Origin of the sequence: Paenibacillus sp. S02, from assembly GCF_019454065.1 — a bacterium.
Taxonomy (GTDB): Bacteria; Bacillota; Bacilli; order Paenibacillales; family Paenibacillaceae; genus Paenibacillus; species Paenibacillus polymyxa_B.
Genome location: NZ_CP073682.1, coordinates 572,725 through 598,002, shown reverse-complemented (window position 1 = coordinate 598,002; position 25,278 = coordinate 572,725). Strand labels below are relative to the sequence as shown.

The window sequence follows — 25,278 nt, the reverse complement described above, 5'->3', positions numbered from 1 at the left end:
GTCAATGAAAGTCCTGATTGTAGATGATGAGAAGCATGTACGCCATGCCATACGGATGCTCGTACATTGGGAAGCTTGCGGTGTGAGCGAGGTGATTGAGGCTGAGTCGGGCGATCAGGCGATTGAGGTCATTACCGCCCTTTCCCCACCTGTTGTACTCACGGATATGCGAATGCCCGGCAAGGATGGAGTAGCACTGATGGAGTGGATTCAAGTCAATTCCCCAGCAACCCGAGTCGTGGTGGTCAGTGGCTATGATGATTTTGACTTGGTTCGACAGGTCATCCGCCGGGGAGGCATGGACTATATTCTTAAGCCCGTGGATCCAGTGGAGATTAACGAGGCTCTTAATAAAGCCACTCAAGCCTGGCGGACAGCGGAGCAAGACCGGAACAGGCAGACGATGCAGGCCATGGAGGTCAATCGGATGAGGCCGCACTATGCTGATAAGCTCCTGACTGAAATCGTTTCCGGTATAGCGAATACCCCTCTATCCATTACGCCCTTACGTGAGGAGCTACGTCTTCCTGCAGCTATTCAGATATGTAATGCAGCTGTGATGAGTACCACTCAGCTGGATGCCGATATACTGGACAAATATAAAACGCGCCGTGCGCTTTTGAGCTTTTCCCTCATTAACATCTGCAACGAATTTCTTGGAACTTCTCAAACCGGAATTGCATTCCGTCATCTGGAGCGTATGGACGAAATTATTCTGCTGTATTGGGGCGAGCCATCTCGCTGGTCACCGCTCTTGCAGGATATTCATACAGGAATCAAAACGGCTTTGCGGTGCTACATGCACATCGGGGTTGGCTCTTTTGGTGCCTTTCCCATAGCGGCAGCCACTGCCTACCAAGAGGCACGGCAAGCATTGTGGAAACGGGATGTGTTGCAAACCATCGACTGGATGCACCAGAGTTCCCAGACACGGCAGAGCATTCGTCTTCCCCAGTTGCCTGAGATGGAAGAGGAACTACGGCTTAGTGCGCTCAGCTGTAATGCCAGTCGTGTGTCTATAGCGGTAGGCCGCTGGATAGCAGCCGTAGCCGAGCTGCCTTCGGTTACAGCAGAGCAGCTAGCCAGTTGGAATCAGGAGTTGGACTGGATGCTGGCCCGCTGGCTGAATGACAGGCCCGGAGATACCGATGGCGAGGAACTGGCAGATGAGTCCGGCTCCATTCATGCCTTGCCGGTCGACAACCGCGGCATGCTTTCGTTGCCCTTATGGCAAAGACAGGTCGAAAACCGACTGTTGGCAGCCGGTCAGGCACTTACACCAAGCCATAGCCCAAACAACCCGACCATCCGTGATATTGCCCGCTATCTGGATGCACACTACGACGAGGACATTTCTCTACAGGATATGGCGAGCCGCTTTTACCTCAGTCGGGAATATATTTCTCGTAAATTCAAGCAGGAGTATGGGGTTAATCTATCGGACTATTTGTGCCAGATCAGGATGGGCAAGGCAAAGCTATTACTGCTGAATGACAAGCTGCGCCTTCATCATATTGCCGGTATGGTCGGTTATCAGGATGAAAAATATTTTGGCAAGGTGTTCAAAAAACTGGAGGGGGTCACGCCTGGCGAATTCAGAAGACGCCATTCTGCAAATCCTCAGCCGTTACCGCATACAGCACGTGATCTTCCCACACACCATTAATCTTCAAATAGTTGAGAGCTAGCCCTTCGCGGCGAAATCCCGCCTTTTCCATCACTCGATTGGAAGGCGCATTTCTTGGCATCACTCCTGCTTGAATACGGTGTAATTCCAACTCATTCAGGGCGTAGCGTACGATATCCTTCACTGCGGAAGTAGCATAGCCTTGTCCATGGTAAGCGGGATCTACAAAGTAGCCCAGATTGGCGTTTTGAAAGGGGCCTCTAGCGATACCCGACAGCTCCATTCTACCAATCAGCTTATCATTTTCCGGCAAAAAAAGTCCAAACGTATATCCCTGTCCGGCTTGTGCCGCTTCCAAACCGTTGGATATCAGACGCGCCTGTTCTTCCAGCGTAAAGTAAATTTCAGGTCGTTCTGGCTCGAACGGTTTGAAGAAATCAAAATTTTTACGTCTGATCTCTAATAAACGTGCTGCATCACTTACTTGTAACAGTCGAATCTGTAGCCCCGGATGGGTGGACTTTATCAAAATGGCACCATTAGCTTTATGTAACATTGTCATTTTCCTTCTTTCTCAGTTATTCCTATATTATTGTGTTCACGGTCACGAGACAGGAAAATACCCCAGGTGCATGAGAGCAGCCTAGGGTATCTCCATCATTCAAAATTTAGTCCGTAACAGGCATCCAGCCTGGAAGGGTCGTCAACGCACCCCACAAGTAGTCAGGAATGACTAGCTCCTGCTGGGCTTGCTTGGATAATGTCGTGCGAATGGTATCTTCTGTGCCGTTTTGTACCTTCTGAACCCATTGCGGCTCCATCAAAAGCGGACGTCCCAGCGATACAAGCGGTACACCTGTCTCCAGTGCTGCAAGCGCCTCGTCCGGTGTATTCAGCGACCCGACTCCCATAATCGGCACACGGTTACCTACCTTCTCATGGATGAGAACAGTACGTGACCGTTCGTCACTACGGTCACGGAACGAACCACCGAAGAAATGATTTACGGAAATGTGCAGGTAATCCAGCCCTTGATCCGCCAAACGGTCTACAAGCACCATCGTATCATCCAGCGTAATGCCTGGTGTGTGTCCTTCCTCAGGAGACAAGCGGTATCCAAAGATGAATGGCCGCTTTGCATGTTCTGCGATCACTTTCTTCACTTCGTGAACAATCGCCAGCGGGAAGGTCATTCGTTTTTCAACACTTCCTCCCCATTCATCGGTACGAAGGTTGGAGTGCGGGGAGAAGAACTGCTGCACCAGGTAACCGTTCGCTCCGTGAAGCTCCACACCATCATAACCTGCTTCAATCGCGCGGCGAGTTGCTTCGCCATAGGCACGGATGACGCGGTGGATATCGTCGGATGTCATTTCACGCGGCACAGGCGCGCCTTCTTTTTCCTCGGCTACTGCGCTTGCACTGATTGGCTGTCCATCTGGAATTTGATCCGGTGGACACAGGCGGCCACCATGATAAATTTGCAGGATCGCTTTTGCGCCCTCTTGATGAATCGTATCCGCCAGACGACGCAGGCTCGGAATCATTTCATCCTTGTCCGCACCGAACTCATTGACAAAGCCTTTGCCATCTGGAGTTACATACACACAAGCGGTAATAACCGCGCCCACCCCGCCGGAACGTTCACGGTAGTATGCCAGCTCCTGGTCACTGACTTCACCATTTTCGTGGGAAGCAAAGTTAGTCATAGGTGCCATGGTAATACGGTTCTTCAACGTAACACCGGATGGTAGGGTAAAAGCTTCAAATAGAGAATTATATTTTGGGTTCATTCGTTCTCTCTCCTTCAGTTTAAATCAGATCAGATAATATAAGGCTGTTAAGCATGAAGCCGAATATGAATTCGATGCAGTTTTCCTTCCATAACGAACTCAAACTACTGTTGCTTACTTAAATACAGTGGTTGTAACAACCACAGTATAATGATCCGCAACTATAAAGTCAAATCTATCCTTTCTGACCTTCCCTAAACTGTTCGAAAAAGCTGAACCGCAGCCACTTGTCACAAGCCACTGACAAAGCTTAATGGTTCCCGGATGTGCTGTTCTTCTCCTCCCGGCGGGAAAACCAGGTCGCGAGCAACGAGCCGGAAATATTATGCCACACGCTAAAAATCGCACTCGGTACAGCAGCAATCGGATTAAAATGAGCTGCTGCCAGCGCAGCGCCCAGTCCGGAATTCTGCATTCCCGTTTCCAGCGTAACAGCTTTACGCTTGGAAAGATTCATACCGAATAGCTTGGCAAACCAATATCCGAGCAGGAACCCGATTCCGTTATGCAAAATAACCACACCAAAAATAATCGGACCTGTCTCCAAAATCTTGCCTTTGCTGCCTGCAATCACAATAGCCACGATGAGCATGATCACCAGTGTTGATATGAGCGGCAGCGCCTGGACACTGGCTTCTGCCTGTTTGCGAAATAGCGATTTGACGATAACACCCAGCACAATGGGAACAATAACCACGATGAGAATATCCATGATCAGCGACTTCGCATCAATATTCATCCAACGTCCAGCAAGCAGGTTAATCATGGCCGGGGTAGCCAGTGGAGCAATCAGCGTCGACACCGAAGCAATCGATACTCCCAATGCCACGTCGCCTTTGGATAAGAGCGTCATTACGTTGGACGCGGTTCCACTCGGGCAACAGCCTACCAAAATGACACCTACCGCAATATCCGGTGGCAGCTGCAATACTAATGCCAATCCAAAGGCCAGAAACGGCATAATCAGATAATGCCCGACCACGCCAATAGCCACATCCACTGGACGCCGGAATACTTCACGAAAGTCAGCCGCAGATAAAGTCAGCCCCATCCCGAACATGACAATGCCCAAAAATAACTGTATGTATCCTTTCAACCCTGTAAACGCCGCAGGAAAGAAAAATCCCAAGCATGCAAATAAAAGTACCCAGATGGAAAAGGTTCCCCCTACAAATTTCCCTACTTTCTCCAAGCCATTCATTCTACTTATCTCCTTACTTCTATATAATTTGAATTTGTGGAAATTCAGCTTATATAGTGCTTAAAATTTTCACCATTGTACTACATATGACTGCATATACATACAACTTTTTATGATTTTACCGGGATCAAGAAACTTTTTCCGGTTAGGACATATTCGAAAGCAAAATGGGTATATTCATAATAGAAGCTTGTGACCAGTCGGTCATTTTTGGATCATCATTCGTTGAGGAGGAGATATCCCTATGTCACGAAGCCATCCGTATAAATGGTGGAATATTATTGCATTTATCGCTGTCGTTCTCGTTAACATTCTGGCTTCTACACTTCCTATCGGCGGCAGAAGCACTGCTGCTGTATCCAACATGTACCCAACCTTGATCACACCAGCGGGTTACGCTTTTTCCATCTGGTCGGTCATCTACGTACTGCTCGCCTGCTTTGTCGTGTACCAAGCTACACCTACAGGGCAAGCCAAGACAAGCGTTCAGTCCATAGGTATTTTTTTCATTCTAAGCTGTCTCTTCAATATCATCTGGATTTTCCTCTGGCAGTATGTATACGTAGAACTGTGCGTCATCGTCATTATGCTATACTTGCTTTCCTTGAGCATCGTGTATGTACGTACCCGCACGCCGCAGCCAACCCGCGGAGAAATGTGGTTCGTCAAGCTACCGTTCAGCCTGAACCTCGGTTGGGTATCCGTTGCTACTATTATCAACATTGCAGTGGCACTGGAAAAGAATGAATGGAGTGGCTGGGGACTGAGCGATACGACATGGGCGATCATTATCCTGCTCATCGGCACCGTATTGGCGATCATGGTCAGCTTCCCTTATCGCGACAGCATTTATCCTCTCGTATTTGTATGGGCCTATGTCGCCATCGCCGTCGAGCATCCGAACAATGAAAACGTACGGCTGGCTGCATTGATCTTGGCGGCAGTCATTCTGATGTACGCGCTGTGGCTATTCTTTGCCCGTAATCGAGACCGAGATTAAAGAAAACTAATATTATCTCCTAGCCAGAACAAGCGAGCTTGGGTCTGAATCATCTAGCCCAAGCTCGCTCGTTTTGTTTATTCATTTTAACCATGTGATTAGGTATAGACTTTAATCAGATCTATAAGCTTGCTTGTCGAGTGATCTGCATTCATTTTCTTCATATTGATAATATAATCCGACCTTTTTTCATACAAACGAAGAATCATGTCAACAAATCGTTCAGATTCCAACTCTTCTTCTTCTAAAAACTCACAAAAGCCTTGCGCTTTAAATGATTTTGCATTTAGAATTTGATCTCCTCGGCTGACCGCCTTTGAAAGAGGGATCAATAGCATCGGCTTCCGCAGCGTTAAGAATTCAAAAATGGAATTTGAACCCGCCCTAGAAACAACCATATCTGCCATCGCCATAACATCCGCCAGTTCATCGTTTATGTATTCAAACTGCTTGTAGCCATGCATATGAATGGAATGATTCACTTGGTCTTTACCACAAATATGCACGATTTGAAAATGAACGAGCAAAGCCTCTAAATTCATCCAGACCATCTCATTGATCTTCTTGGAACCTAAACTCCCACCCATGATCAGAATGATCGGCTTATTTCGAGTAAATCCGCAATAGGTCAAACCTTTGGCTGCCTCCCCATCTTTTAGTTCATCTCTCACAATAGCACCTACATACCGGGTATGCTTAGAGCGAAAGTACTGAGTGGTTTCAGGAAAGGTAGTACAAATTTCTGTAGCAAATGTGCTGGAAATCTTATTAGCTAATCCAGGGGTAATATCTGATTCATGAATGATTACAGGGACTTTATTCAACCACCCAGCCAATACCACAGGAACCGAAACAAACCCGCCTTTTGAAAAAATAACATCCGGTTTTTCTTTTCTTATAATCCGGTACGCTTGAGAAATCCCCTTTAGCACTTTAAAAGGGTCCTTAAAATTATTCCAATCAAAATATCTGCGCAATTTCCCAGTTGAGATACTGAAATAACACACATCTTCTAGTCCAGAAATCAATTCTCTTTCAATCCCTTGTTCAGAGCCTATGTATTGGACACTCCAATGTTGTTCCAGTAAGTGAGGAATCAAAGCTAGGTTTACTGCTACATGTCCTGAAGAGCCTCCACCAGTGAAAATTATTTTTTTAATCATCTCCACCTCCACTCTGTACTCAAAAAAAACAAAACACATTAAATTTGAGCAACCGGGTGCCTCTATTTAATAGGGACACCCGGTTGCCATACAAACTTTTTATTTTATGAACGGACCTTTCAGACTATTCGCCCTTCAATGCAATGACTTCAATCTCCACCAGTGCATCCTTAGGCAGACGAGCTACCTCCACCGCACTACGCGCTGGGTACGGTTGCTCGAAGAAAGAACTGTACACCTCATTGACGCTGACAAAATCGTTCATGTCCTTCAGGAATACAGTCGCTTTCACAACCTGGTTCATGTTGCTGCCCGCCGCTTCCAGAATGGCTTGTACGTTGCTCAAGGACAGGCGCGCCTGCTCCTGTACATCCTTACCAAACTCACCTGTTGCCGGATTCAGTCCAAGCTGTCCCGAAGTGTAAATAAACCCGCCTGCCTCTACCGCTTGGCTATAAGGGCCGATAGCACCGGGTGCTTTTTCAGTAGCAATTGTTTTTTTCATATGGGTTGGATTCTCCTTCCTGATACTGGTTCACCGTATTATAGCATGTGAAGTCCAAAGCCACTATTCCGTGCGACGGAATAACGCACTGGGTTTCTTTTAATACATCCCTTGGCGACGGTGCTATATTTTTTTATTTCCGCTGTAACCTTTAGCACCTATGTATCATCTAACTCCTGTAACCTGCTACAAAATAAATTCTACAAATCCAGATACAGGTACAATGATCATAGCCAGTATAGACGGGAAAGGAGCACCATCCTTTGAATCTCGAAACAAACTTACACCAAGCAAGGCAGGGGGACCGCAGGGCATTCGTTGCCTTGATGAAATATATGGAATCCGATATGTATGGCATGGCGCGTTCCATTCTTCGCAGCAATGAAGATTGCGCGGACGCGATGCAAGAGGCGATGCTCAAGGCATACCAGTCTCTGGGTGAGCTGCGTGAACCTCGCTATTTTAAAACATGGTTGCTACGCATCCTCATTAATGAGTGCCATCTCATTATCCGCAAGCAAAAACGGATCGTACCCGTGGCGGAATTTATAAAGGAACCCTCCACCTCGGGCGGATATGAAAAAATCGAGCTGCGCGAGGCCATCGACCACTTGGAGGAATCCATGCGAACCGTAATTTCCCTGCACTATTTGCGGGATATGCCGATCAGAGAAATATCAGAGGTACTGGAAGTATCAGAGGGAGCCGTCAAAACACGATTGCACCGTGCTCGCAGAATATTAATGGACCTGCTACAAAATCGCGGAGAAAGGAAGGTGACCTTTCAATGAGCCCTTCAGAGTTTGAGAAACAGAATCAAGAGCTGGATCAGAAATTACAATCGGAAAAAGAAAACTTGGAAGCAGACACGATAATAATTCCTGATTTGGTAAGACAACGCTTAGATGCATTTTACACACAAATGGAATCGGATGTGGAGCCGTTATCCAAGTCTCCTTCCTCTTCCTTACATCGACCGGTCAAAAGATTTCTTCGGGGAACCGCAATTGCCGCTGCTTCTGCGGCTGTCATTGGCATTATGATCATTGGTAGCGCCTTTGTTTCGCCTACAATGGCAGAATCATTGAAACAGGTTCCCCTTGTAGACAGCGTGTTCAAGCTTGCTGGGGATCTCGGGCTGCAAACCGCTGATCAGAAAGGGTTGGCAACTTCCTCGAATCTCAGTGTTACCCACAGCGGTATTACATTAAAGGTACCACAAATCATATTTGACGGGACACGCTTGGTCGTGGCGTTGGAAAAGAGCGGTGGAGATTCACAACATCAAACCCTATATCCGACCATCCATGCACAAGGACAGCCCGAGGAGGACATTCTGGAGAAAGTGGACCTGTTCATCAATGGGACATCGGTCAATAGCAATAATGGCGCCTTTAATTTCATGTATGGCCGCCCAGGTAAAGACAGTAATTCTATGCTGATTGCGTATATGCGTGACCCTGCCAGTGGTAAACCCGCCTTACCAGATCAGTTTGAGCTAGAGGTATATGCAAAGTTAAAAGGTGTAGCCGAGCCGTTTCGCATACAAACCACGGTTCACAAAACTAAAATAAATAACAAGATACTTCAGCTGCAAATGAGCAAGTCTAATCCGTATCTTGCATTTACGGCAGAAAAGGTAGAAATTACACCCATCACGACCAAGATCACAACGTCGTTCAAAATGCTGACCGATATTGCACATATGCCGGATGATTACACCGTGGAACGAGAATACAAGTACATCAAAAACGGCCACACGATCCAGTACACCAAAAAGGAATTGGATATGGTTGAGTATGCTATATTCGACGAGCAGGGAAGAGAACTCCAGCTCCTGAGCGGCTCTGGAGTTCCCCTTACCAAAGAACGTGACAGCAAAATGATCACCCTGTTTACTCCTTTTGTGGACACTCCCCAGAAGATCATCTTCAAGCCTTATATATTGCCGACACAACCAGGAGGCAGTGCCCTACTCGATGCTAATGGCAACTGGACACGACATTATATTGATGAATTAGAGATTACGATAGATGTGTCGCAACATACAAACCGCCAATAAAACACAAATAACGCCGCTGTTGTCCGAATCATTGGGCAACAGCGGCGTTATTGTCATTTTAATCCTGCCGTGGTTTTACACGTTCTCATCAGGAGCCGTTCCTGTAACAGGTTCCTCATCATCGGATGTTAGCTCTGCACCGATGACCCGAATGATGTCGTTCGGATAAATATGTACTCCGCTCGCCTGCGCAAGAGCAATTCGTACCATGGCTCGTGCGATGACCGAGGCTGGGATAGCGCGGTAGGAAGCCAGCTTGCCCGTCATTAGACCGTCCAGCGCTTTCATGGCAACAGCTGCAGCGGCTTCGCCCAAACGTCGTTCAGGTCTCGCGCCCAAAATCAGCGACGGACGGAACAAATGCAGCGCAGGCAGCCCGATAGCGGCAAGCGCCTCTTCAGCCTCACCCTTGGTGCGGTTATAAAACACGCGTGAATCTGGATCGGCCCCCATCGCTGAGATAGCTAGCATCTGTACAGCACCAGCCTCTTTGCCCAACTGGGCAGCCAGCACCGGATAGTCCAGATCCACCTGACGAAACTGCTCCTTGGAGCCAGCTTTTTTCATCGTTGTCCCAAGGCAGCAAAAAACATCATCCACCCCTTCGAAGGCGAACACCGCTTTCTGTGGCTGTTCCCAATCGATGAGCGCCTGTTCCAGCTTGGGATGCTTGATGTCCAACGAACGTCTGCCCATAACCATGACGCGGTTGTATTCCTTTTGCACCAGCAGCTCTCGTACAACATAACCCCCGACAAGCCCTGTTGCACCCACAACGACCGCTTTACGTTCCATGATAGACCTCCTTTGTGCCTTAACGCTCCTGCTCCTACAATAGCGATTAGGTTAATTTAAAGGGTTGTTCGTCCGCCTCCTTGCTTACAGACGGACACATGGGTAGGTACAAGGAAAACGTACTTCCCTTACCCTCCTCACTTTCCAAACGGATAAACCCGCCCAACAAGCGGGAAAAATCACGGCTGATGGACAATCCCAACCCGGTTCCTCCATATTTACGATTAATGGAACCGTTCGCCTGCTGGAATGCCTCAAAAATAACGTGTTGCTGAAGCTTGGAAATACCGATGCCCGTATCTTTTACAGCAAATACAACCCAATCTCCCTCTTGTCCCTTTTGATCCAGATGCTGTGTACTCATTTCTAGCAGTACACGTCCTTCATGAGTGAACTTAAAAGCATTGGACAACAGATTACGCAAAATTTGCTGTACACGTTTGGAATCGGACCGAATTTCATTCGGTATAGGCTCATGCTCCTTTAAGCTGAATTCCAGGTTTTTATCCTTCGCAGTGACTTCAAAATGCATCATCATCACCTGCGCAATCTCACGCACATTAACCGACTCACTTACGATTTCCATGTGACCAGCCTCGACCTTGGACAAGTCCAAAATGTCGTTAATCATTTGGAGCAAATCATGCCCCGAGGCATAGATAAGATCGCTGTATTGGTATAACTCGTCCTCATCCAGTTCTTTTCCCTGCTCGTTGATAATCTGCGCCAGGTTAATGATGCTGTTAAGAGGTGTACGTAACTCATGCGACATCGTTGCCATAAAATCCGATTTATATTGGGAAGCCATCATCAGTTGCTTGGCACGTTCCTCTAGAATGACCTTTGCCTTCTGCAACTCATCTCGCTGCTCTGATAACAACTCATTCGCCTGCTTAATCTGATGATTCCGCTGTTGTTCCATCTGAAAGTCCCGTAAAATCAGAGCAAATAAAAAACTGAGGACGATGCCGATTGGCAGTGTAAGAGGAACAACCTCCGCTACATAATAGCGCCAGGGAATGACACCCAGACAGGCAATATTTAACGTATTTACGATATTAACCGCTAAAATGGTCACCGATGCCTTAATAATCAAACGCCAGGTGGAACGGCGCATCCAGTAGTTCAATCCGGCGCACAGGACGCCCAGAATGCTCATATTCAAGAAGCCGACCCACGCGGCCATATGCAAACCGAAGGTAAATCTCGTAAGTCCGATTGCGACCCCAATAATAATAAGCGTATAGGAGCGGGGATACACCAATGCCGCGATAATCAGCGGTACAAAACGCAGATCAAAAATAACCGTTTCACTAAAGTTAAAACCAAAACAAGAGCTGACCCATCCGCCAAATATCACTAGCAGCACCGAGCTGACATATTTGAACCGCGAAGAGGTACGACTCAAACCATATTTATAAATCACGTTCGCCACATAGGCAACGGCAATCAGCATCCCTAAATTCATTAAAAACATCATTGAAAATTGCATGGACTCACACTCCCATAGCGCAAAAAATTGGATGCCAGGCCTATGTTAACCGCGTTTGCCTTTCTTGTACATCATAACATGAAGCCCCATCTTTCGACATGTCAAAAGATGCTTACATCCGTATATAAAAAAGCGAACCTCAATGGCTCGCCCTAGTGTACTGATATCTACAGAGTCAGCTTGTGATGCCTTTGTTCCGGCGCCACTCCTTGACAAATAATTCGGCAAAATAAGGGTCCCATTGGGTTCCCTTTCCCTCTTCCAATATCATAACCGCCTTCTCTTCCTTCATACCTTTCCGATAGGGACGATCAGACGTCATCGCATCATAAGCATCCGCTACAGCAATGATTCGCCCAAATAAGGGGATATCTTCTCCAGCGAGCTGGTCAGGGTATCCCTTGCCATCATAACGCTCATGGTGCGAGCGCACGCCAGGCAAATAAGGGGCCATAGCATAAGCCGGTTCAACTTGCCGGAGAATGCTCTCTCCCATAACCGGGTGCATTTTAATCTGATCAAACTCCTCGTCCGTCAGCTTGCCGTCCTTGAGCAGCACAGCGTCAGCCACACCGATTTTACCGATATCATGCAGCAAAGCTGTTTTGCGCAGCAAGTCGAGGTCTGTCTCATTCAAACCTCCCTTGCGCCCAATGAGTACGGAGTATTCAGCTACACGCAAAGAATGTCCTGCGGTATAGGCATCTCGCGCATCCAGCGCTGCCGCCAAGGTGGCGAAGTAACTGTCCAATAGCTGACCGTTCTTTTCTTCCCGTTCCTTCAGGCCCTCAATCATCATGTTAAAGCCTTCAACCAACTCGGCAAATTCGTCGGAGTACAAGTCGCTGGCATTACTGTTCAGGCGGCCTTCCCTCACTGCATTCATTTTTTCCAGCAGGTGGTGGATCGGCTGTTCGATCTCACGAGTCAACAACCTTCCTCCCAGATAAGCAAAGGCTACACCAAAAATTAAAATCGTACCCGCCCATGCCCAATAGGAACTCGAATCCGTCGCCTCCAAACGTTCCAGGCGAATCTGTGTAGCTAGACAAAATAAAAACAGAGGAAAAGCACCAATGAGCGTCGCGCTTAACTGAAATTTATGCCGAAGCGATAGTAGGACTCGTCCTCGCAGGGACAGGTTCAATCCATATTGCTGATAGGTTCGATCACGAATTTCCTCCAGCAACGGCTTGATTGCTCTCATTGTCAGGAAAAATTCAACCAGTGCGTGCATCGAAGCAACCAGACAAGCTCCTATACAGGCGATTCCTACATAATACAAGGGAAAGGTAAGTTGTCCAGTATGTATCATCCATAAGGCAATGACGGCTGCCGGGATAGAGAAACCCAACAAATGCGGTCCAACAATACGTAAAACTGACAAATTAGGCAGATGATGAACCCGGATATACACCGCTTCTACATCCTTGAGTGTTTCCTGATTACCGTAAAAAAAACGATGAACCGGTCTCAAATGTATTCGAAACACTATGGTTTCACAAGCAATCATAATGACGCTGGAAAATGCAATAATTTTAACAAGACCCAGAATTTCATAGTGGGCTACATTTAACGTGGAAAATACAAAAATCATACCTACCAACAATACAGCGATAAACGAACCTATAATATAGTTCAGGATAACATGCTGAATAAAGCGCTTATAGGTCGGCAAATTGCTACCCCTCTTTTCATCCGTACACTCTAAAATATCTTGTGTATTCAATATCGGAGTCCAACCATCAAAAGTTTACCTTCTTGCTTGAGCATTTTACACAAATACGAGGACGGCTTTTAATCTGCAATTTATAGATGGGGAATCATCTTATTCTTAATTAAGAAACTTGCGAGGGAAGGGCTTTTTAGCCAACATTTTTTCCAGTCTATAATCAAAGAAACCAAAAATGCCTTGTGTTTTAGAATCATTCTTGCTATACTATTAAAGTATGTATTAACCCCATAGGATTCCACGCAACAAGCTATTACTCCTAATCACCGTATGGAGCTTCTCCAAATTTTATGTATAACCCTAATGTAGAATTTTGAGCTTTTGCCGAAGATTTTCACATTCACACTGGCGCGGTCATCGGAGCCGCAAGGACGAAAGAGAGGTAGGGCTTTTGTCGTTTGGAAAATGAACAGTGGAATCACACTGCCCCTTATGAACATGCTGACCATATAATGCAAGGTAGCAGGGGTTGAATATATATTATGCCATCAAACGATGAAGTTTGAGCAGGCCGTGCAGTATATGCAAACTGCACCATCCTCCGGATGATCCCCGGGGGATTTTTCATATACGGAAACCGTATCTATGAACAAAAAAGTGGCCCTGCCGATACATCGGCAGGGCCTATAGCTTGATCAAAAAGGGGTTAATAGGGTCATTATAGTCTCGCTTTCTTAAAACTAAATGATATGCACCTTAAAAACTCATTAATTTTCCAGTTTTATATACCTTCTAATAATTCGTCCAATATTCTGTACCATCTGGCGGCATCGTTTGCGTAGTGGAACGCCTTGTTTCCGCTTGGGTGCGCCTTTGGGTCGAGGGACGCTCCCACCCTTCCAGTAAAACAACATGCTGGGTACCCGAATTGTTTTCCCAAGTGATGTAGCGCTCCTGTTCCATATGTCGCAAGGCGACTGTAATTTCGGCATCTCGCTTGCCCGTTTTTACGGTCAATTCCGCCATTGTGGGCATGTGGCGATGCTGGGCGAAATAATTATACAAAATACGTAACAGCTTTCGTTCCAAATCTGGCAACATCGTCTTCACCCCCTGCAAAGAACATATGTTCCCATTATAACATATAAAAATGCACCCTCCTACTGGAAGATGCATTCGGGCTTGTATGCCCATGTTGAATTTAGTTTTTTTCCTTCTCCTGACGACCGACAGAGCGCAGCCACCAAGCGATTCCACCAACACTTCCAAGTGCCAGAACCGTTAAGAAAATAATATAGAACAAATGAAATGCACGATCACTCATGGCAATCGCCTCCTTACTTTATGTATACACTTTCCAGCTAAGCCTGTAAACCTCTTTTTAGTCCCACATTCTAAATTTCCCCAAAAAATCGACAATAGATACTTGCTTGAGATCCATCGGTGCATACTAACTAAAAGTGGTTAATACCAAATATGAGACAGACCAAGGAGGTTATCGAATATGAAATTCCTATTGATCGTGATCATCGTCGTGCTGATCGTTGTGTTGCTTATGAGAAGACGCAGATAAGCGGAGACATCCTGCATGGTTAAAAAGGAATACAAAAAGGGCTTTCGGTACATCACCGAAAGCCTTTATTCATCTGAGGTTAAGGCTAAATTACGCCTTGTTCTTCTTGTTATATTTAATAAAAGCAATTACAAGCGCTACAGCAAACAATATTCCGCTGACTACCCATGTTGTCAGAAATGCCATACCCAAACCCACATTAGACCCCATCGTCGGATGCTGCATGGCAGTAAACACTGAGCCTTGCATCATAAATATGGTACAGAACAACACAACGGGGGCCAGAATAATCGTGCTTGCTGTCTTCCGAGTACCCGATACTGCGATCACGCACAGAGCGGAAATCACCAAGATCACCCAATATATAACTGCTTCCCAAATCACTGAAGTGCCCAACTGTTCAACCTCTTTTCTATCCATTCGTATATGCCTCTTCTATTGTAACAGACGTCACACAGTGAACCAAGCCATAATTTGATCAGAAAAGGGGTAAACCCTGCGAGTAACGTAAATAATGTGCAGTAGCAATCCTACATCAAAGACACGGAAGGAAATGTTCACTCATGTTCAGCCATAACCGAATACGTCTTATAGCCACCATCAACGTTCTTCACCCGATAACCGTATTGAGTCAAAATTCGGGCCGCAATATAGCCTCGCAGACCGACTTGGCAGGATACCGCGATCTCCAGATCACTAGGGATTTCTGCCATCCGCTCTCTAATCTCGGCCAGAGGAATATGAATCGAACCTGGAATGGCCCCTGCCTGTAGCTCCACCGCATCCCTAACATCAATAATAAGACCACCATTACGGTGAAAATCATCAACTTCATGCCACTGTATCGTTTGGACCAGTCCATCCATGATATCCGAAGCCACGTAACCCGCCATATTCACAGGGTCTTTTGCTGAAGAATAGGGAGGTGCGTAAGCAAGTTCAATATCAGCCAGTTCACGGACGTTCAAATGACCACGAATAGCCGTTGCAATGACATCAATCCTTTTGTCTGCTCCATCAGCTCCAACAGCCTGCGCCCCATAGATCATTCCGTTCTCGGGATTAAAGAGCAGCTTCATAGCGATGGGTGATGCGCCAGGATAATAGCCAGCATGCGAACCAGGATGAATATGAACAGCCTGATAAGGAACGCCCAGCCGCTGTAGTGTTCTTTCATTATTACCTGTAGAAGCTGAAGTCAATGCAAAGGTCTTAATTACGGATGTTCCGAGCGCCCCATCATAAGATATTGCCTGACCGTTAATATGATCCGCTGCCAAACGCCCCTGACGATTGGCTCCCCAGGCTAGCGATACCATCGTTGCAAACCCATGATTGCGGTCTTTGACCTGAATGGCATCCCCCACCGCATAAATGGCCGGATCGCTGGTTTGCAGTTGGGCGTTCACCTGAATAGCGCCGCGAAAACCAAGTTCCAATCCGCTTTGCTTGGCCAACTCATTTTCAGGAACAACACCGATCGCCAGAATAACCATGTCCGTCTGAAGCACACCCCCGGAAGTCAAACGAAGTTGTGTACCCTGCTCTTCAAAAGCTGTGACTCCTTCCTCTAAATGCACCTCCACCCCGTTCAGCCTCATATGCTGTTCTACCCATTTGGCCATTTCAGGGTCCAGCGGATTCAATAATTGTTGTCCCATATCAATAATGGTTACTGCAAGTCCACGCTCCCGCAAATTCTCGGCCATCTCCAGCCCAATAAATCCGGCCCCGATCACCGTGACATGCTTTGGATGCCTTTCATCTACATATGCCTTAATAACGTCCGTGTCATGAATGTTTCTTAATGTAAATAAATTCATAGCTTCATGTAATCCATGAATGTCCGGTATCATCGGTTTGGCTCCCGGCGACAATACCACAATATCGTACGGCTGCTCATCTGTTTCCCCTGTAATCATATCGCGGAAATGGACGAGCTTCTGCTCGCGGTCTATTTGTATCACTTCTTTCAGTACCCGTACATCTATATTAAAACGGTCTCTTATCCCTTGAGGTGTCTGGAGAAACAGCTTCTCCCGCGCATGGATTGCCCCGCCAATATAGTAGGGAAGGCCACAGTTTGCAAAAGAAACATGCTCTCCGCGTTCAAACAGAATAATCTCGTCTTCCTCATTCCATCTACGCAATCTCGCAGCAGCAGAAGCTCCACCTGCTACCCCGCCAATAATAACTATTTTCCTACCCAATTTCTTCCCCTCCTCATATACCCTACGGGGTATAATATATACCTATGGGGGTATGTTGTCAATACGCAAAAAAAGACGGAGGTTGCCCCCCGCCTGATAAACATTGAACGAATACTGATCTGGGTCGAAAAATCACTTGCGAATGCTACACGAATACTCTGTCACACCTAGTCTAAGAAGGGTCTACTGCTACTACTGCTGGCTGGCCGCGATCGCCTGCTCCAGATCGTACAATATATCGTCTATCGCTTCTGTCCCGACAGATAGGCGTAACAGCTCTGGTTTGACTCCGGCAGCAACCTGTTCTTCCACATTCAACTGCTGGTGCGTTGTGCTTGCCGGGTGAATAATCAAAGACTTGGAATCACCTACATTCGCCAAATGAGAAAATAGCTTTACATTCGCAATTAGCTTGCTTCCCGCCTGGCTTCCACCTTTAATACCAAAGGTCAGGATTGCTCCTTGTCCTTTCGGCAAATACTTTTGAGCTAATTCATAGGACGGATGGCTCGGCAACCCGGTGTAGCTGACCCACTCCACATCCTTGTGGCCTTCGAGATATTGCGCTACCTTCAAGGCATTTTGACTATGTCTTTCCAACCGCAGATGAAGTGTCTCCAAGCCCTGAAGCAGCAGCCATGAATTGAACGGAGAAATGGCCGCTCCCAAGTCCCGCAGCAATTGTACCCGTGCCTTGATAATATATGCGATAGGTCCCACCGCCTCGGTATAAACAACTCCGTGGTAGCTCGGGTCCGGCTCAGTCAGTCCTGGGAAACGACCACTCGCTTTCCAGTCAAACTTGCCGCTGTCCACGATCACCCCACCAATAGACGTACCGTGTCCGCCAATAAACTTCGTTGCAGAATGCACGACAATGTCCGCTCCGTATTCAATAGGACGCAACAAGTAAGGACTTGGGAACGTGTTATCCACAATCAGCGGAATACCATATTCGTGCGCAATCGCCGCTACAGCTTCCACATCCAGCACATTGCCCTGTGGGTTACCAATCGTTTCGGCAAATAATGCCTTCGTCTTATCCGTAATGGCATTACGGAAGTTCTCTGGATCATCCGAATCGACAAAATGTACTTTAATGCCCAATTTCGGCAGTGTCGTAGAAAATAGATTATATGTACCGCCATACAGACTGGAGGCCGACACAATCTCATCCCCAGCTCCCGCAATGTTCAGGATGGAGAAGGAAATCGCCGCCGCTCCCGAAGCGGTTGCCAACGCGCCAGCCCCGCCTTCCAACGCGGCGATCCGTTGCTCGAATACATCCGTGGTCGGATTCATCAGACGCGTATAAATGTTGCCGAATTCTTTCAGCGAGAACAAATCAGCCGCATGCTCCGCATCCCGAAATCCATATGAAGTGGTTTGATACAATGGAACGGCGCGGGCAAAGGTAGTAGGATCAATTTGTTGTCCGGCATGGACAGCGAGAGTTTCGAATGACAGCTTGCGTTCTTCTGACATGGTTATTTCCTCCCTTGTTATACGTGCTGTATGAATCGTCTCTTCCTGTATGCGTACTCATGGATGATTTTTCAATCATTCTCGCACAAAAAGAACGATTTGGGAAGATAATTCTCATTATTCAGGTAGGATATTATAATTTTATTAAAATATCAGGTTTCAGATCGGAAGGTTTTGCCCAAATGCTCACCCAGGCCAAAATAATGACGGAAATTATAGATGAGTGGGCTCCACTTTGTCGGATCAATATGGTTCTCACCGAGGATGATATCCTGATGAACATGCACCTGTATGGCTTGAGTTTCGACGATCGCAAAATAAGGAGAATGGTTAGGGATTCTCACATCCTTCACCTTAGCTTCAATTTGAATAGGGCACTCCCTGATTCGGGCGGGCTTGACCCTATTCGACTCATTCGAAGTTAGTCCGCTGATCTCATACTTATCTTTATGGTACATAAATCCATGTTCCTTCTTTTCCGCTGGAACAGGATTCTTGCCTGTATAAGGAGCTAAACGTTCTACATTTTCCCACATCGAAGGTCCCGGGACGTTGATTACACATTCGGGATGGTGCTTCATATTTTCAAATGCTTTGCCACCTATTCCAATGCCTAGTACCACACAATCTCCTAATGCCCACGAAGAGGAAATGGGGCTAATATTGGTCGTTCCATCCTCATTCAGCGTATTGAGTAAAATCACAGGGGTTCCATAATATAAAATGCTAGGGTTAATCGTTTTAACGTCTGGGCTATGATTCATCTCATCCATCTGATTTATGTGATTCATTATCTCTTCTCCTTCTATTCAGATCTACCTCCCTATTGTAAAATATAAATATTTCAACCTTCATCGAAGTATGGATTACAAAGGGGGATAACCGTGCCATGAGCACCAAGTCAAATGTAGCCATGATTGCTTCTCTTGTTAGCGAGCCTTCCCGTGCAGCTATACTCACCGCTTTATTAGACGGCAGGTTCCACACGGCAAGTGAATTGGCCCATATGGCAGGCATCAAACCGCAAACGGCCAGCTTCCATCTGGCTAAAATGACCGATGCACAAGTCGTTACTGTGGAAAAACAGGGGCGGCACCGTTACTTTGGCATTCAAGGCCCCGAAGTTGCCCAGGTGATGGAGTCACTTTTATCCATAGCTCCCCCTGTTCCAATCAAGTCATTCAAACATGCCTCCGAAAACGAGGCCCTACGGTTGGCAAGAACTTGCTACGATCATGTTGCGGGTCAATTAGGCGTGCAGCTCATGAGTTTTTTCATTCAAAAGGGGATACTTTCCGAGGATCAGGACGGGCTTCATATCACGGAACCAGGAGAGACTTTCTTCACTGACTTTCAGATTGATCTTACACAAACAAGACAAAAGCGCCGCTCCTTCTCACATAAATGCCTGGATTGGAGTGAACGACGCCATCATCTTGCAGGTGCTTTAGGAAATGCACTTCTGGACAGATTATTCGAATTAAATTGGATCGAGCGTCTGCCCACAACCCGCGCGATACGTATTACAGCCGATGGTAAAAGAGGTTTTAAAGAGATATTTTCGATAGAGGTTGACTAGATCATCATAGTTTTAATCTTCTCTTAATCCGCGTCGGATTTTATGATTGGAGACAAGGCCAGTTGTTTTCTCGTCATCGGACGGATATAGGCATAATTGTTTTTTGGAGCCTTTCCTTTTGCCACACCTGCTTTATATCTTCCAGCTCCAGCCGGGATGGCGACCAAGGTTCCGTACGTTCTCATCGCACGTTCAATCGGGAAAGATACGGAACGCGTTCCGTCGGTAGATCCAGCAAAATGGACCGCGGCCGCATAATTGTTCAACCGATCTTTACTGTCATTCAGCCATACGGAACCTGAATCTCCAGGCCCAGTTCGTCCCTGGGTAAAACGAATGACCGTTTGATCACGGAAAATCTTGATTCCCGAATCGCCTCTCACCCTTTGTTCCACACCAATCGCCTCCACGACTCCTCTGGCGAAGCCGTTGTTTTTTGCCATTCTTTTAAACGTCATTCCCAGACGGTAGCTCAATAAGTGTCCAGGTACGGTAATGAGGCCACCGCTTTGGTTAATCAGATACCTTGGGTTAAGCAGACTGTTTGAATTGGCAATAGCGATGGCGGAGTCCTGAAAGTTAACACCTGTCGTCGTAAGCGGGACAAATTGAAAAGCTCTCCCGATCTGATCGGCCGTTCTGCCCCCATCTGCCGGAGAAGGCTGAATGGTATTGTGAAATTGGTTTGTATTCGTCGGGACTAGAACATGGGCATTACTCAAAATAAACAAAGTATTATTCTTAATAACAATGAGTCCTCCGGTTCCTCCTGCAGTGGTGGGAACCGTCGTTCCTACACTGACCGCACCGGGCACAGGGCGCCATCTTTGGCGAGGGTTCGTTTGGGTAGGAGCCGCCGCTTCCCTTTTGAAGGAACCCACACCTAAAATTCGGATAGGTACCGCAGAAGCCCGACTTATATTATGGGTTACTGCTTGCAATTTGGATTGCGTCACAGCGTTAAGATTTTTCAAGGTATATAGCACAACCGCCGCGCCCTTTGCGGGTCTGTTAGGATCAGCATAGCCTACTCCAATCCCTGTTACTCCGTTCCGCTTTAGCATCGTTCGCCAAATCCGACTCTTCAACTTGAAGGCTTGATAAAAGGTAGCCACAGCCACATACATCCCCTTTTCATAGTCAATGATGTATATACATATGACTAATTCGCACATCATGACTGTGCGTTTCCCCAGAACAATGAAAAAGGTGTGGGCTAGATGAACTGTTCATTGATCAACCTTCCTTGAAGAACTCTACCATTTCTTTAAATGATTGCTGAGCTGAGTGTACGTTATATCGGGGAGAGTACGGGTCACTGAATCCGTGCTGTCCACTGAATTTATGTACCCGGATATTACGGTTGTCTAAAGTTGAAATGAGCTCATCCACATTAAATGATGGTTCTTCCTGTGGGAAAAAAAGCAATGTTGGACAATGTGGAGCTATTTCTAAATAATTTCTAATACGAGAGCCATAGTATCCTACGATTCCATCAACATACTTTTCTTTACTACACAGCCAGGCAACCGTTGCCCCTATGCTAAAGCCGACGATAAATACCTTTTTATAACGAGCTCGAACACTTAATAATAAACTTTCCATATGATAGAAAGCGCGGTCAAATCCTATATTATCCATAAAATTGGTGTAAGCAGTTTCCTCTTGCGAATAGTCATAAGGCGTTTCTTTGCCTAGTAAATTTGGACAAATGACAGCATAGCCCTGATCCGATAATGAGCTGCAAAAATTTTCTATATGCTGGTTAATCCCATAAATCTCATGCAGCACAACAATTAGGGTGTCCGACTTTTTATCTATGCTTATCATATTGTCCCCCTAACCAGGTTTGGATATGGGAAAACAAGTCATTCGGATACGCGTATTTATACTTAGCTGCCACTTCCGAGGATAACCGGTTGAACAACTCAAAGGATACGATCAGTGCTTCCCAACTATGATTGGGGTCGTATTCCCCAAAAGATTTTTTCAAATCAGCAACGACATCTTGATCAGCCCATTCATTTATGAATTTCCCTGCATGCCAAGTATCATATTCCGATCCATGTACAGCTTTTGCATGCCACTCTATCATTTGCAGCAATAATTGTTTACAGTCCGTATCTCTTTGCTTAGCTACCCACAGATCATTGCGCAAAATTTGTTTAGCCACATATAGAGAGGCGAAGCAATACATATTAACAACCTGTAGATAAGCACCTTCAGATATCGGAGGAGTACCCGGGATCGTAGTGGTTTGAGGGATGATTTGGTTTCCATTTCCCGTCTTATCGAGCAGCATCCTAACCCCACGCTGAAATCCTTCAGGAATATGCCCATTTTTGATTATATGATCCAGATCAGAAGTATGACGGAATAGAAAATCAACCTCGGCCCCTTGGTCAAAGAGAACTAGTTTTTCTGGATCTCCTTTTGCCGTTCGAAACATAAAGCTGGTCCAAACCTTGCCGATGTTTAGTAACCATTGATCATTTTGAAGATAGTAATCTGGATTCGTTGAAAAGACGACCACATCCAAGTCAGAAAACTCATCAAAAGGTTTATCCTCTCTGGCACGGGACCCAACGATATAAACCGCTATAATCTCATCATTGGAAAGTCCCCATTCGGATATGCGCTCCTCGAGCACTTCGTAAGCATTATTCATACGATCTAGCCTCCTTTTTTTTAGAAAACATTATATCCAATCCAATAATTACGGTATATATTTTTTAGTTAACATTCAAAGGAATGCTTCCTGATATACACCATTCATCAAATCAATTTCCCAATCTTCAGCCTGTGATATAATTCTTTCAATATTACATTTGGAAGGATGGTGCAGATGTCGGAGCAGCAAGTATACATCCGGTTCTCTGAGGAGACGGACGCCGCAGAATTGACAGCAATGTACAAGCGCAATCGGGAATTCTTTGAGGAGTTTTCGCCAAACACCCAAGAGAAGTACTATACGGAGGAGCACCAGCTCCAGACGATTATTAAGAGCAAGGCCGACATGATGGAGGACCGGAAATATTCCTTCGTGGTATGTCACAAGGAGAACGACCGGATTATAGGCAGCATAAATTTATCTTTTGTGGTGAGGGGACCGCTTCAGAGCTGTATGATCGGATACAGCCTAGACCAAGCATATAACGGCAAGGGTTATACGACGGAGGCGGTGAAGCAGGTGGTTCGCTATGCTTTCGATGAGCTAAAGTTTCACCGAATCTTCGGGGAAGCCTCTCCTCGGAATCCAGGATCCATCCGTGTGCTTGAGAAGGCTGGCTTTCACAAAGAAGGCATCTCTCGAAGTAACGTAAAGATCAACGGAAAGTGGGAGGATCACCAGGTACTGGCGATTATAAATCCGTCAGAGGATATCTAGTTTTTCAGAGCGAACAATCGTTTAACCATTGTAGGTAGTAGATAAAAGTACCAAATTTCAATATTCTTATTATTGTAATCGAATTTCAGGAAATTCCAAGGAGGTTATTATGAAGTATCAATCCATCAAACTGCATGAAAAGTTATCTAAGTTTAGTGATCATTGGTCTCCGAAAGTTATTGGTGAAATGAATGACTATCAATTTAAATTGGTGAAAATAGTTGGGGATTTTGTATGGCACGATCATCAAGATACCGACGAGGTCTTTATTGTACTTGAAGGCGAGATGTTCATTGATTTTAGAGATGGACGGGTACAGGTTTCTCAGGGAGAAATGTTTATTGTACCTAAGGGGGTCGAACACAAGCCTTTCGCACATCAGGAGTGCCACATCATGCTAGTAGAGCCGAGAGGTGTAGTAAATACTGGAGGAGCAGAGTCAGAATTAACGGCAGTCAATGATATTTGGATTTGAATATTTAACAATAATTAGAAGATAGTGAACAAGAGAAATTGAGGCTGCTCGAAGATGTAGCGGTATACACTCGGCAGCTGTCTATTTTTTCATTAAGCAACGGGCAGGAGGATAGTTAAACAAAAATTCGAGAAAGGAAAGGTATGTTGGATGCAGAGCGTGCCAGATCCTAAGAAGGGTACAATACAAAACAGTAAAAAACGCCGGACATTTCTCCTTTCTGAGTCCTTTCCCGGAATCAATGAGGACTCCAGCCTTTCTCCCATCGCAAGACCCTCCCGGCTTTGATCGCGAACATTTCCATAAGATGCTTAATGCTGACATATTGGATTTTATATGTACTCATACACGTTAGTTGGATGACAACAGCGGCTGTCAAAACTTTATTTTTCAAGTCTTGGTCTGCCGCTGTTGGATTTTTTGTTAGTTTCTCTCAGTGCATGATTTCTCTCTTGTTCACCTTAACACCTGATAAGGATTGATCAAACATATCGAGAATAAAAAGGAACCTCTCAGCTTCACGAAATACATGATCGGCCAATAAAGGATGGATAATGCTTTTTATTCGGCACTCGTCGATTAAATCACGCGCTGTTTTCTTAAAGTCACGCAAAGACTTCACAGAGACACGGTTCTCATCAACAAATTGACTCAGGAGTGGAACGGTTTGTGACTGTGGCCGCATATGACTTAGGTCAATCGCTTGAAACATCAGCATATCAAAATCATTACTAAACTCCCTCGCTTGTTCAACCAGTTTACGTTCGGATGGATCAAGCAAATGGCCTATAAATTTTGCGTGATCAGCCATGATTTTTAAGAAAAATACATTTTCATCAATAATTGCATCAGGTAATGGTTCAAGCTTTCCTGAATTGAGTTCCCCTAAACGATTTCTGAAATAATTGGCTTCCCGGCTTACGTGATCTACCAGTAAGGGAAAATTGGTTTGCCCAGGAAGTTTGCATTGTAATATAAGGCCCAATACCATTCTCTTAAATGCCCAAATATTCGTCGCCGCATTCTGAACTTCCGTATTAAACTCTTTGATTGTATAAGGATCTGTCTCGGTATTAAATTCATGCGACCTTTTCTCAATATCCTCAAAAATGGCGTAGAACCGATTGGCTTCTGTTTTAAGTTGAGTATCTTCCGCTCGAAAACCTAACCCCAGAAAAAAGGAATGCTCCTTCATGATCCTGGACCAAAATCGTATTTCATCTAATGAGCGTGAAACGAATGCAACCAATCATATCCC

General features: G+C 45.8%; 25 protein-coding genes and 1 pseudogene. 8 read left to right on the top strand and 18 right to left on the bottom strand.

From position 1 onward, the window contains the following. Positions 1–4: 4 nt before the first annotated feature. Complete coding sequence (locus KAI36_RS02670) at positions 5–1,666, top strand: response regulator transcription factor (protein ID WP_220026858.1); 1,662 nt, start codon at positions 5–7, stop codon at positions 1,664–1,666. Here the strand turns inward: KAI36_RS02670 and KAI36_RS02665 are convergent. The 3 genes from KAI36_RS02665 to KAI36_RS02655 form a co-directional block, all read right to left on the bottom strand. Then, entirely contained in the window at positions 1,596–2,183 is a 588-nt protein-coding gene (locus KAI36_RS02665) for a GNAT family N-acetyltransferase (RefSeq protein WP_220026857.1), read from the bottom strand. The genes KAI36_RS02670 and KAI36_RS02665 overlap by 71 nt on opposite strands. Before the next feature lie 112 nt (positions 2,184–2,295). Continuing rightward, the gene (locus KAI36_RS02660) at positions 2,296–3,420 is read right to left on the bottom strand and encodes an NADH-dependent flavin oxidoreductase (protein ID WP_220026856.1); all 1,125 of its coding nucleotides are present in this window, start codon (positions 3,418–3,420) and stop codon (positions 2,296–2,298) included. 250 nt (positions 3,421–3,670) lie between these two features. Then, entirely contained in the window at positions 3,671–4,621 is a 951-nt protein-coding gene (locus KAI36_RS02655) for a bile acid:sodium symporter family protein (RefSeq protein WP_023986785.1), read from the bottom strand. Positions 4,622–4,865: 244 nt separating this feature from the next. Between KAI36_RS02655 and KAI36_RS02650 the strand changes: the two genes are divergently transcribed. After that, positions 4,866–5,621 carry a tryptophan-rich sensory protein gene (locus tag KAI36_RS02650; protein ID WP_220026855.1) on the top strand — a complete coding sequence of 252 codons (756 nt, stop codon included), beginning with the start codon at positions 4,866–4,868 and terminating at the stop codon, positions 5,619–5,621. A 98-nt stretch (positions 5,622–5,719) separates the two neighbouring features. Here the strand turns inward: KAI36_RS02650 and KAI36_RS02645 are convergent, their stop codons facing one another. Together KAI36_RS02645 and KAI36_RS02640 are read right to left on the bottom strand one after the other, a co-directional pair. After that, positions 5,720–6,784: an undecaprenyldiphospho-muramoylpentapeptide beta-N-acetylglucosaminyltransferase gene (locus KAI36_RS02645; RefSeq protein ID WP_276572456.1), complete on the bottom strand. Its 1,065-nt coding sequence runs from the start codon at positions 6,782–6,784 to the stop codon at positions 5,720–5,722. A 124-nt stretch (positions 6,785–6,908) separates the two neighbouring features. Further along, positions 6,909–7,289 (bottom strand): RidA family protein, encoded by a 381-nt coding sequence (locus KAI36_RS02640; protein ID WP_013308546.1) that lies wholly within the window; start codon positions 7,287–7,289, stop codon positions 6,909–6,911. A 263-nt stretch (positions 7,290–7,552) separates the two neighbouring features. Here KAI36_RS02640 and KAI36_RS02635 point away from each other — a divergent pair, with 263 nt between their 5' ends. Both KAI36_RS02635 and KAI36_RS02630 read left to right on the top strand, forming a co-directional pair. After that, entirely contained in the window at positions 7,553–8,080 is a 528-nt protein-coding gene (locus KAI36_RS02635) for a sigma-70 family RNA polymerase sigma factor (RefSeq protein WP_220026854.1), read from the top strand. Next, positions 8,077–9,351, top strand: a complete 1,275-nt coding sequence (locus KAI36_RS02630; protein WP_220026853.1) for a DUF4179 domain-containing protein — start codon at positions 8,077–8,079, stop codon at positions 9,349–9,351. Before KAI36_RS02635 ends, KAI36_RS02630 begins: the two co-directional genes overlap by 4 nt. A gap of 75 nt (positions 9,352–9,426) precedes the next feature. Here the strand turns inward: KAI36_RS02630 and KAI36_RS02625 are convergent, their stop codons facing one another. The 9 genes from KAI36_RS02625 to KAI36_RS02590 all read right to left on the bottom strand — a co-directional run bounded on the left by KAI36_RS02625 (position 9,427) and on the right by KAI36_RS02590 (position 19,369). Continuing rightward, the gene (locus KAI36_RS02625) at positions 9,427–10,146 is read right to left on the bottom strand and encodes an NAD(P)H-binding protein (RefSeq protein WP_220026852.1); all 720 of its coding nucleotides are present in this window, start codon (positions 10,144–10,146) and stop codon (positions 9,427–9,429) included. Between the two features lie 46 nt (positions 10,147–10,192). After that, positions 10,193–11,638 carry an ATP-binding protein gene (locus tag KAI36_RS02620; protein WP_220026851.1) on the bottom strand — a complete coding sequence of 482 codons (1,446 nt, stop codon included), beginning with the start codon at positions 11,636–11,638 and terminating at the stop codon, positions 10,193–10,195. 175 nt (positions 11,639–11,813) lie between these two features. Then, entirely contained in the window at positions 11,814–13,316 is a 1,503-nt protein-coding gene (locus tag KAI36_RS02615; RefSeq protein WP_220026850.1) for an HD-GYP domain-containing protein, read from the bottom strand. A 786-nt stretch (positions 13,317–14,102) separates the two neighbouring features. Further along, positions 14,103–14,411 carry a hypothetical protein gene (locus KAI36_RS02610; RefSeq protein ID WP_023986779.1) on the bottom strand — a complete coding sequence of 103 codons (309 nt, stop codon included), beginning with the start codon at positions 14,409–14,411 and terminating at the stop codon, positions 14,103–14,105. 100 nt (positions 14,412–14,511) lie between these two features. Further along, positions 14,512–14,634, bottom strand: coding sequence for a hypothetical protein (locus tag KAI36_RS27075; RefSeq protein WP_023986778.1), 123 nt, complete (start codon positions 14,632–14,634; stop codon positions 14,512–14,514). A gap of 339 nt (positions 14,635–14,973) precedes the next feature. Beyond that, positions 14,974–15,303, bottom strand: coding sequence for a hypothetical protein (locus KAI36_RS02605; RefSeq protein WP_220026849.1), 330 nt, complete (start codon positions 15,301–15,303; stop codon positions 14,974–14,976). Between the two features lie 137 nt (positions 15,304–15,440). Continuing rightward, a complete protein-coding gene (locus KAI36_RS02600; RefSeq protein ID WP_220026848.1) occupies positions 15,441–17,093 on the bottom strand; it encodes a CoA-disulfide reductase in 1,653 nt (550 codons plus the stop codon). A gap of 192 nt (positions 17,094–17,285) precedes the next feature. Then, on the bottom strand, positions 17,286–18,578 hold the full coding sequence (locus tag KAI36_RS02595) for a homocysteine synthase (RefSeq protein ID WP_013308539.1): 1,293 nt from the start codon (positions 18,576–18,578) through the stop codon (positions 17,286–17,288). Between the two features lie 152 nt (positions 18,579–18,730). Next, complete coding sequence (locus tag KAI36_RS02590; RefSeq protein ID WP_220026847.1) at positions 18,731–19,369, bottom strand: flavin reductase family protein; 639 nt, start codon at positions 19,367–19,369, stop codon at positions 18,731–18,733. 98 nt (positions 19,370–19,467) lie between these two features. Between KAI36_RS02590 and KAI36_RS02585 the strand changes: the two genes are divergently transcribed. After that, entirely contained in the window at positions 19,468–20,157 is a 690-nt protein-coding gene (locus KAI36_RS02585; RefSeq protein WP_220026846.1) for an ArsR/SmtB family transcription factor, read from the top strand. Positions 20,158–20,180: 23 nt separating this feature from the next. On the opposite strand, the gene KAI36_RS02580 is transcribed toward KAI36_RS02585, so the two are convergent. From KAI36_RS02580 to KAI36_RS02570, 3 genes are read right to left on the bottom strand one after another with little or no spacing between them, the layout of a single operon-like run. Then, entirely contained in the window at positions 20,181–21,335 is a 1,155-nt protein-coding gene (locus KAI36_RS02580) for a hypothetical protein (RefSeq protein WP_220026845.1), read from the bottom strand. A 58-nt stretch (positions 21,336–21,393) separates the two neighbouring features. Next, positions 21,394–21,987: a dienelactone hydrolase family protein gene (locus KAI36_RS02575; RefSeq protein WP_220026844.1), complete on the bottom strand. Its 594-nt coding sequence runs from the start codon at positions 21,985–21,987 to the stop codon at positions 21,394–21,396. Then, positions 21,971–22,825 carry an aminoglycoside 6-adenylyltransferase gene (locus KAI36_RS02570; RefSeq protein WP_220026843.1) on the bottom strand — a complete coding sequence of 285 codons (855 nt, stop codon included), beginning with the start codon at positions 22,823–22,825 and terminating at the stop codon, positions 21,971–21,973. Before KAI36_RS02570 ends, KAI36_RS02575 begins: the two co-directional genes overlap by 17 nt. 177 nt (positions 22,826–23,002) lie before the next feature. On the opposite strand from KAI36_RS02570, the gene KAI36_RS02565 reads away from it, so the two are divergent. From KAI36_RS02565 to KAI36_RS27645, 3 genes and pseudogenes are all read left to right on the top strand, one after another. Beyond that, positions 23,003–23,545, top strand: coding sequence for a GNAT family N-acetyltransferase (locus KAI36_RS02565; protein ID WP_025721908.1), 543 nt, complete (start codon positions 23,003–23,005; stop codon positions 23,543–23,545). A gap of 109 nt (positions 23,546–23,654) precedes the next feature. Then, entirely contained in the window at positions 23,655–24,020 is a 366-nt protein-coding gene (locus KAI36_RS02560; RefSeq protein WP_028541171.1) for a cupin domain-containing protein, read from the top strand. A gap of 175 nt (positions 24,021–24,195) precedes the next feature. Further along, positions 24,196–24,375: pseudogene (locus KAI36_RS27645) on the top strand (alpha/beta hydrolase family protein); the annotation flags it as partial. 78 nt (positions 24,376–24,453) lie between these two features. Here KAI36_RS27645 and KAI36_RS02555 read toward each other — a convergent pair. Next, positions 24,454–25,269: a DUF2935 domain-containing protein gene (locus KAI36_RS02555; protein ID WP_220026842.1), complete on the bottom strand. Its 816-nt coding sequence runs from the start codon at positions 25,267–25,269 to the stop codon at positions 24,454–24,456. Positions 25,270–25,278: the final 9 nt, after the last annotated feature.

What these genes read in the sequence shown, in the direction of transcription:
- KAI36_RS02650 (WP_220026855.1), top strand. Translation starts at nt 4,866, where the DNA reads ATGTCACGAAGCCATCCGTATAAATGGTGGAATATTATTGCATTTATC.
- KAI36_RS02580 (WP_220026845.1), bottom strand. Translation starts at nt 21,335, where the DNA reads ATGATGTGCGAATTAGTCATATGTATATACATCATTGACTATGAAAAG.
- KAI36_RS02640 (WP_013308546.1), bottom strand. Translation starts at nt 7,289, where the DNA reads ATGAAAAAAACAATTGCTACTGAAAAAGCACCCGGTGCTATCGGCCCT.
- KAI36_RS02630 (WP_220026853.1), top strand. Translation starts at nt 8,077, where the DNA reads ATGAGCCCTTCAGAGTTTGAGAAACAGAATCAAGAGCTGGATCAGAAA.
- KAI36_RS02585 (WP_220026846.1), top strand. Translation starts at nt 19,468, where the DNA reads ATGAGCACCAAGTCAAATGTAGCCATGATTGCTTCTCTTGTTAGCGAG.
- KAI36_RS02575 (WP_220026844.1), bottom strand. Translation starts at nt 21,987, where the DNA reads ATGATAAGCATAGATAAAAAGTCGGACACCCTAATTGTTGTGCTGCAT.
- KAI36_RS02645 (WP_276572456.1), bottom strand. Translation starts at nt 6,784, where the DNA reads ATGATTAAAAAAATAATTTTCACTGGTGGAGGCTCTTCAGGACATGTA.
- KAI36_RS02595 (WP_013308539.1), bottom strand. Translation starts at nt 18,578, where the DNA reads ATGTCAGAAGAACGCAAGCTGTCATTCGAAACTCTCGCTGTCCATGCC.
- KAI36_RS02605 (WP_220026849.1), bottom strand. Translation starts at nt 15,303, where the DNA reads ATGGATAGAAAAGAGGTTGAACAGTTGGGCACTTCAGTGATTTGGGAA.
- KAI36_RS02590 (WP_220026847.1), bottom strand. Translation starts at nt 19,369, where the DNA reads ATGAATCACATAAATCAGATGGATGAGATGAATCATAGCCCAGACGTT.
- KAI36_RS02560 (WP_028541171.1), top strand. Translation starts at nt 23,655, where the DNA reads ATGAAGTATCAATCCATCAAACTGCATGAAAAGTTATCTAAGTTTAGT.
- KAI36_RS02655 (WP_023986785.1), bottom strand. Translation starts at nt 4,621, where the DNA reads ATGAATGGCTTGGAGAAAGTAGGGAAATTTGTAGGGGGAACCTTTTCC.
- KAI36_RS02610 (WP_023986779.1), bottom strand. Translation starts at nt 14,411, where the DNA reads ATGTTGCCAGATTTGGAACGAAAGCTGTTACGTATTTTGTATAATTAT.
- KAI36_RS02570 (WP_220026843.1), bottom strand. Translation starts at nt 22,825, where the DNA reads ATGAATAATGCTTACGAAGTGCTCGAGGAGCGCATATCCGAATGGGGA.
- KAI36_RS02670 (WP_220026858.1), top strand. Translation starts at nt 5, where the DNA reads ATGAAAGTCCTGATTGTAGATGATGAGAAGCATGTACGCCATGCCATA.
- KAI36_RS02660 (WP_220026856.1), bottom strand. Translation starts at nt 3,420, where the DNA reads ATGAACCCAAAATATAATTCTCTATTTGAAGCTTTTACCCTACCATCC.
- KAI36_RS02625 (WP_220026852.1), bottom strand. Translation starts at nt 10,146, where the DNA reads ATGGAACGTAAAGCGGTCGTTGTGGGTGCAACAGGGCTTGTCGGGGGT.
- KAI36_RS02620 (WP_220026851.1), bottom strand. Translation starts at nt 11,638, where the DNA reads ATGCAATTTTCAATGATGTTTTTAATGAATTTAGGGATGCTGATTGCC.
- KAI36_RS02565 (WP_025721908.1), top strand. Translation starts at nt 23,003, where the DNA reads ATGTCGGAGCAGCAAGTATACATCCGGTTCTCTGAGGAGACGGACGCC.
- KAI36_RS02665 (WP_220026857.1), bottom strand. Translation starts at nt 2,183, where the DNA reads ATGTTACATAAAGCTAATGGTGCCATTTTGATAAAGTCCACCCATCCG.
- KAI36_RS27075 (WP_023986778.1), bottom strand. Translation starts at nt 14,634, where the DNA reads ATGAGTGATCGTGCATTTCATTTGTTCTATATTATTTTCTTAACGGTT.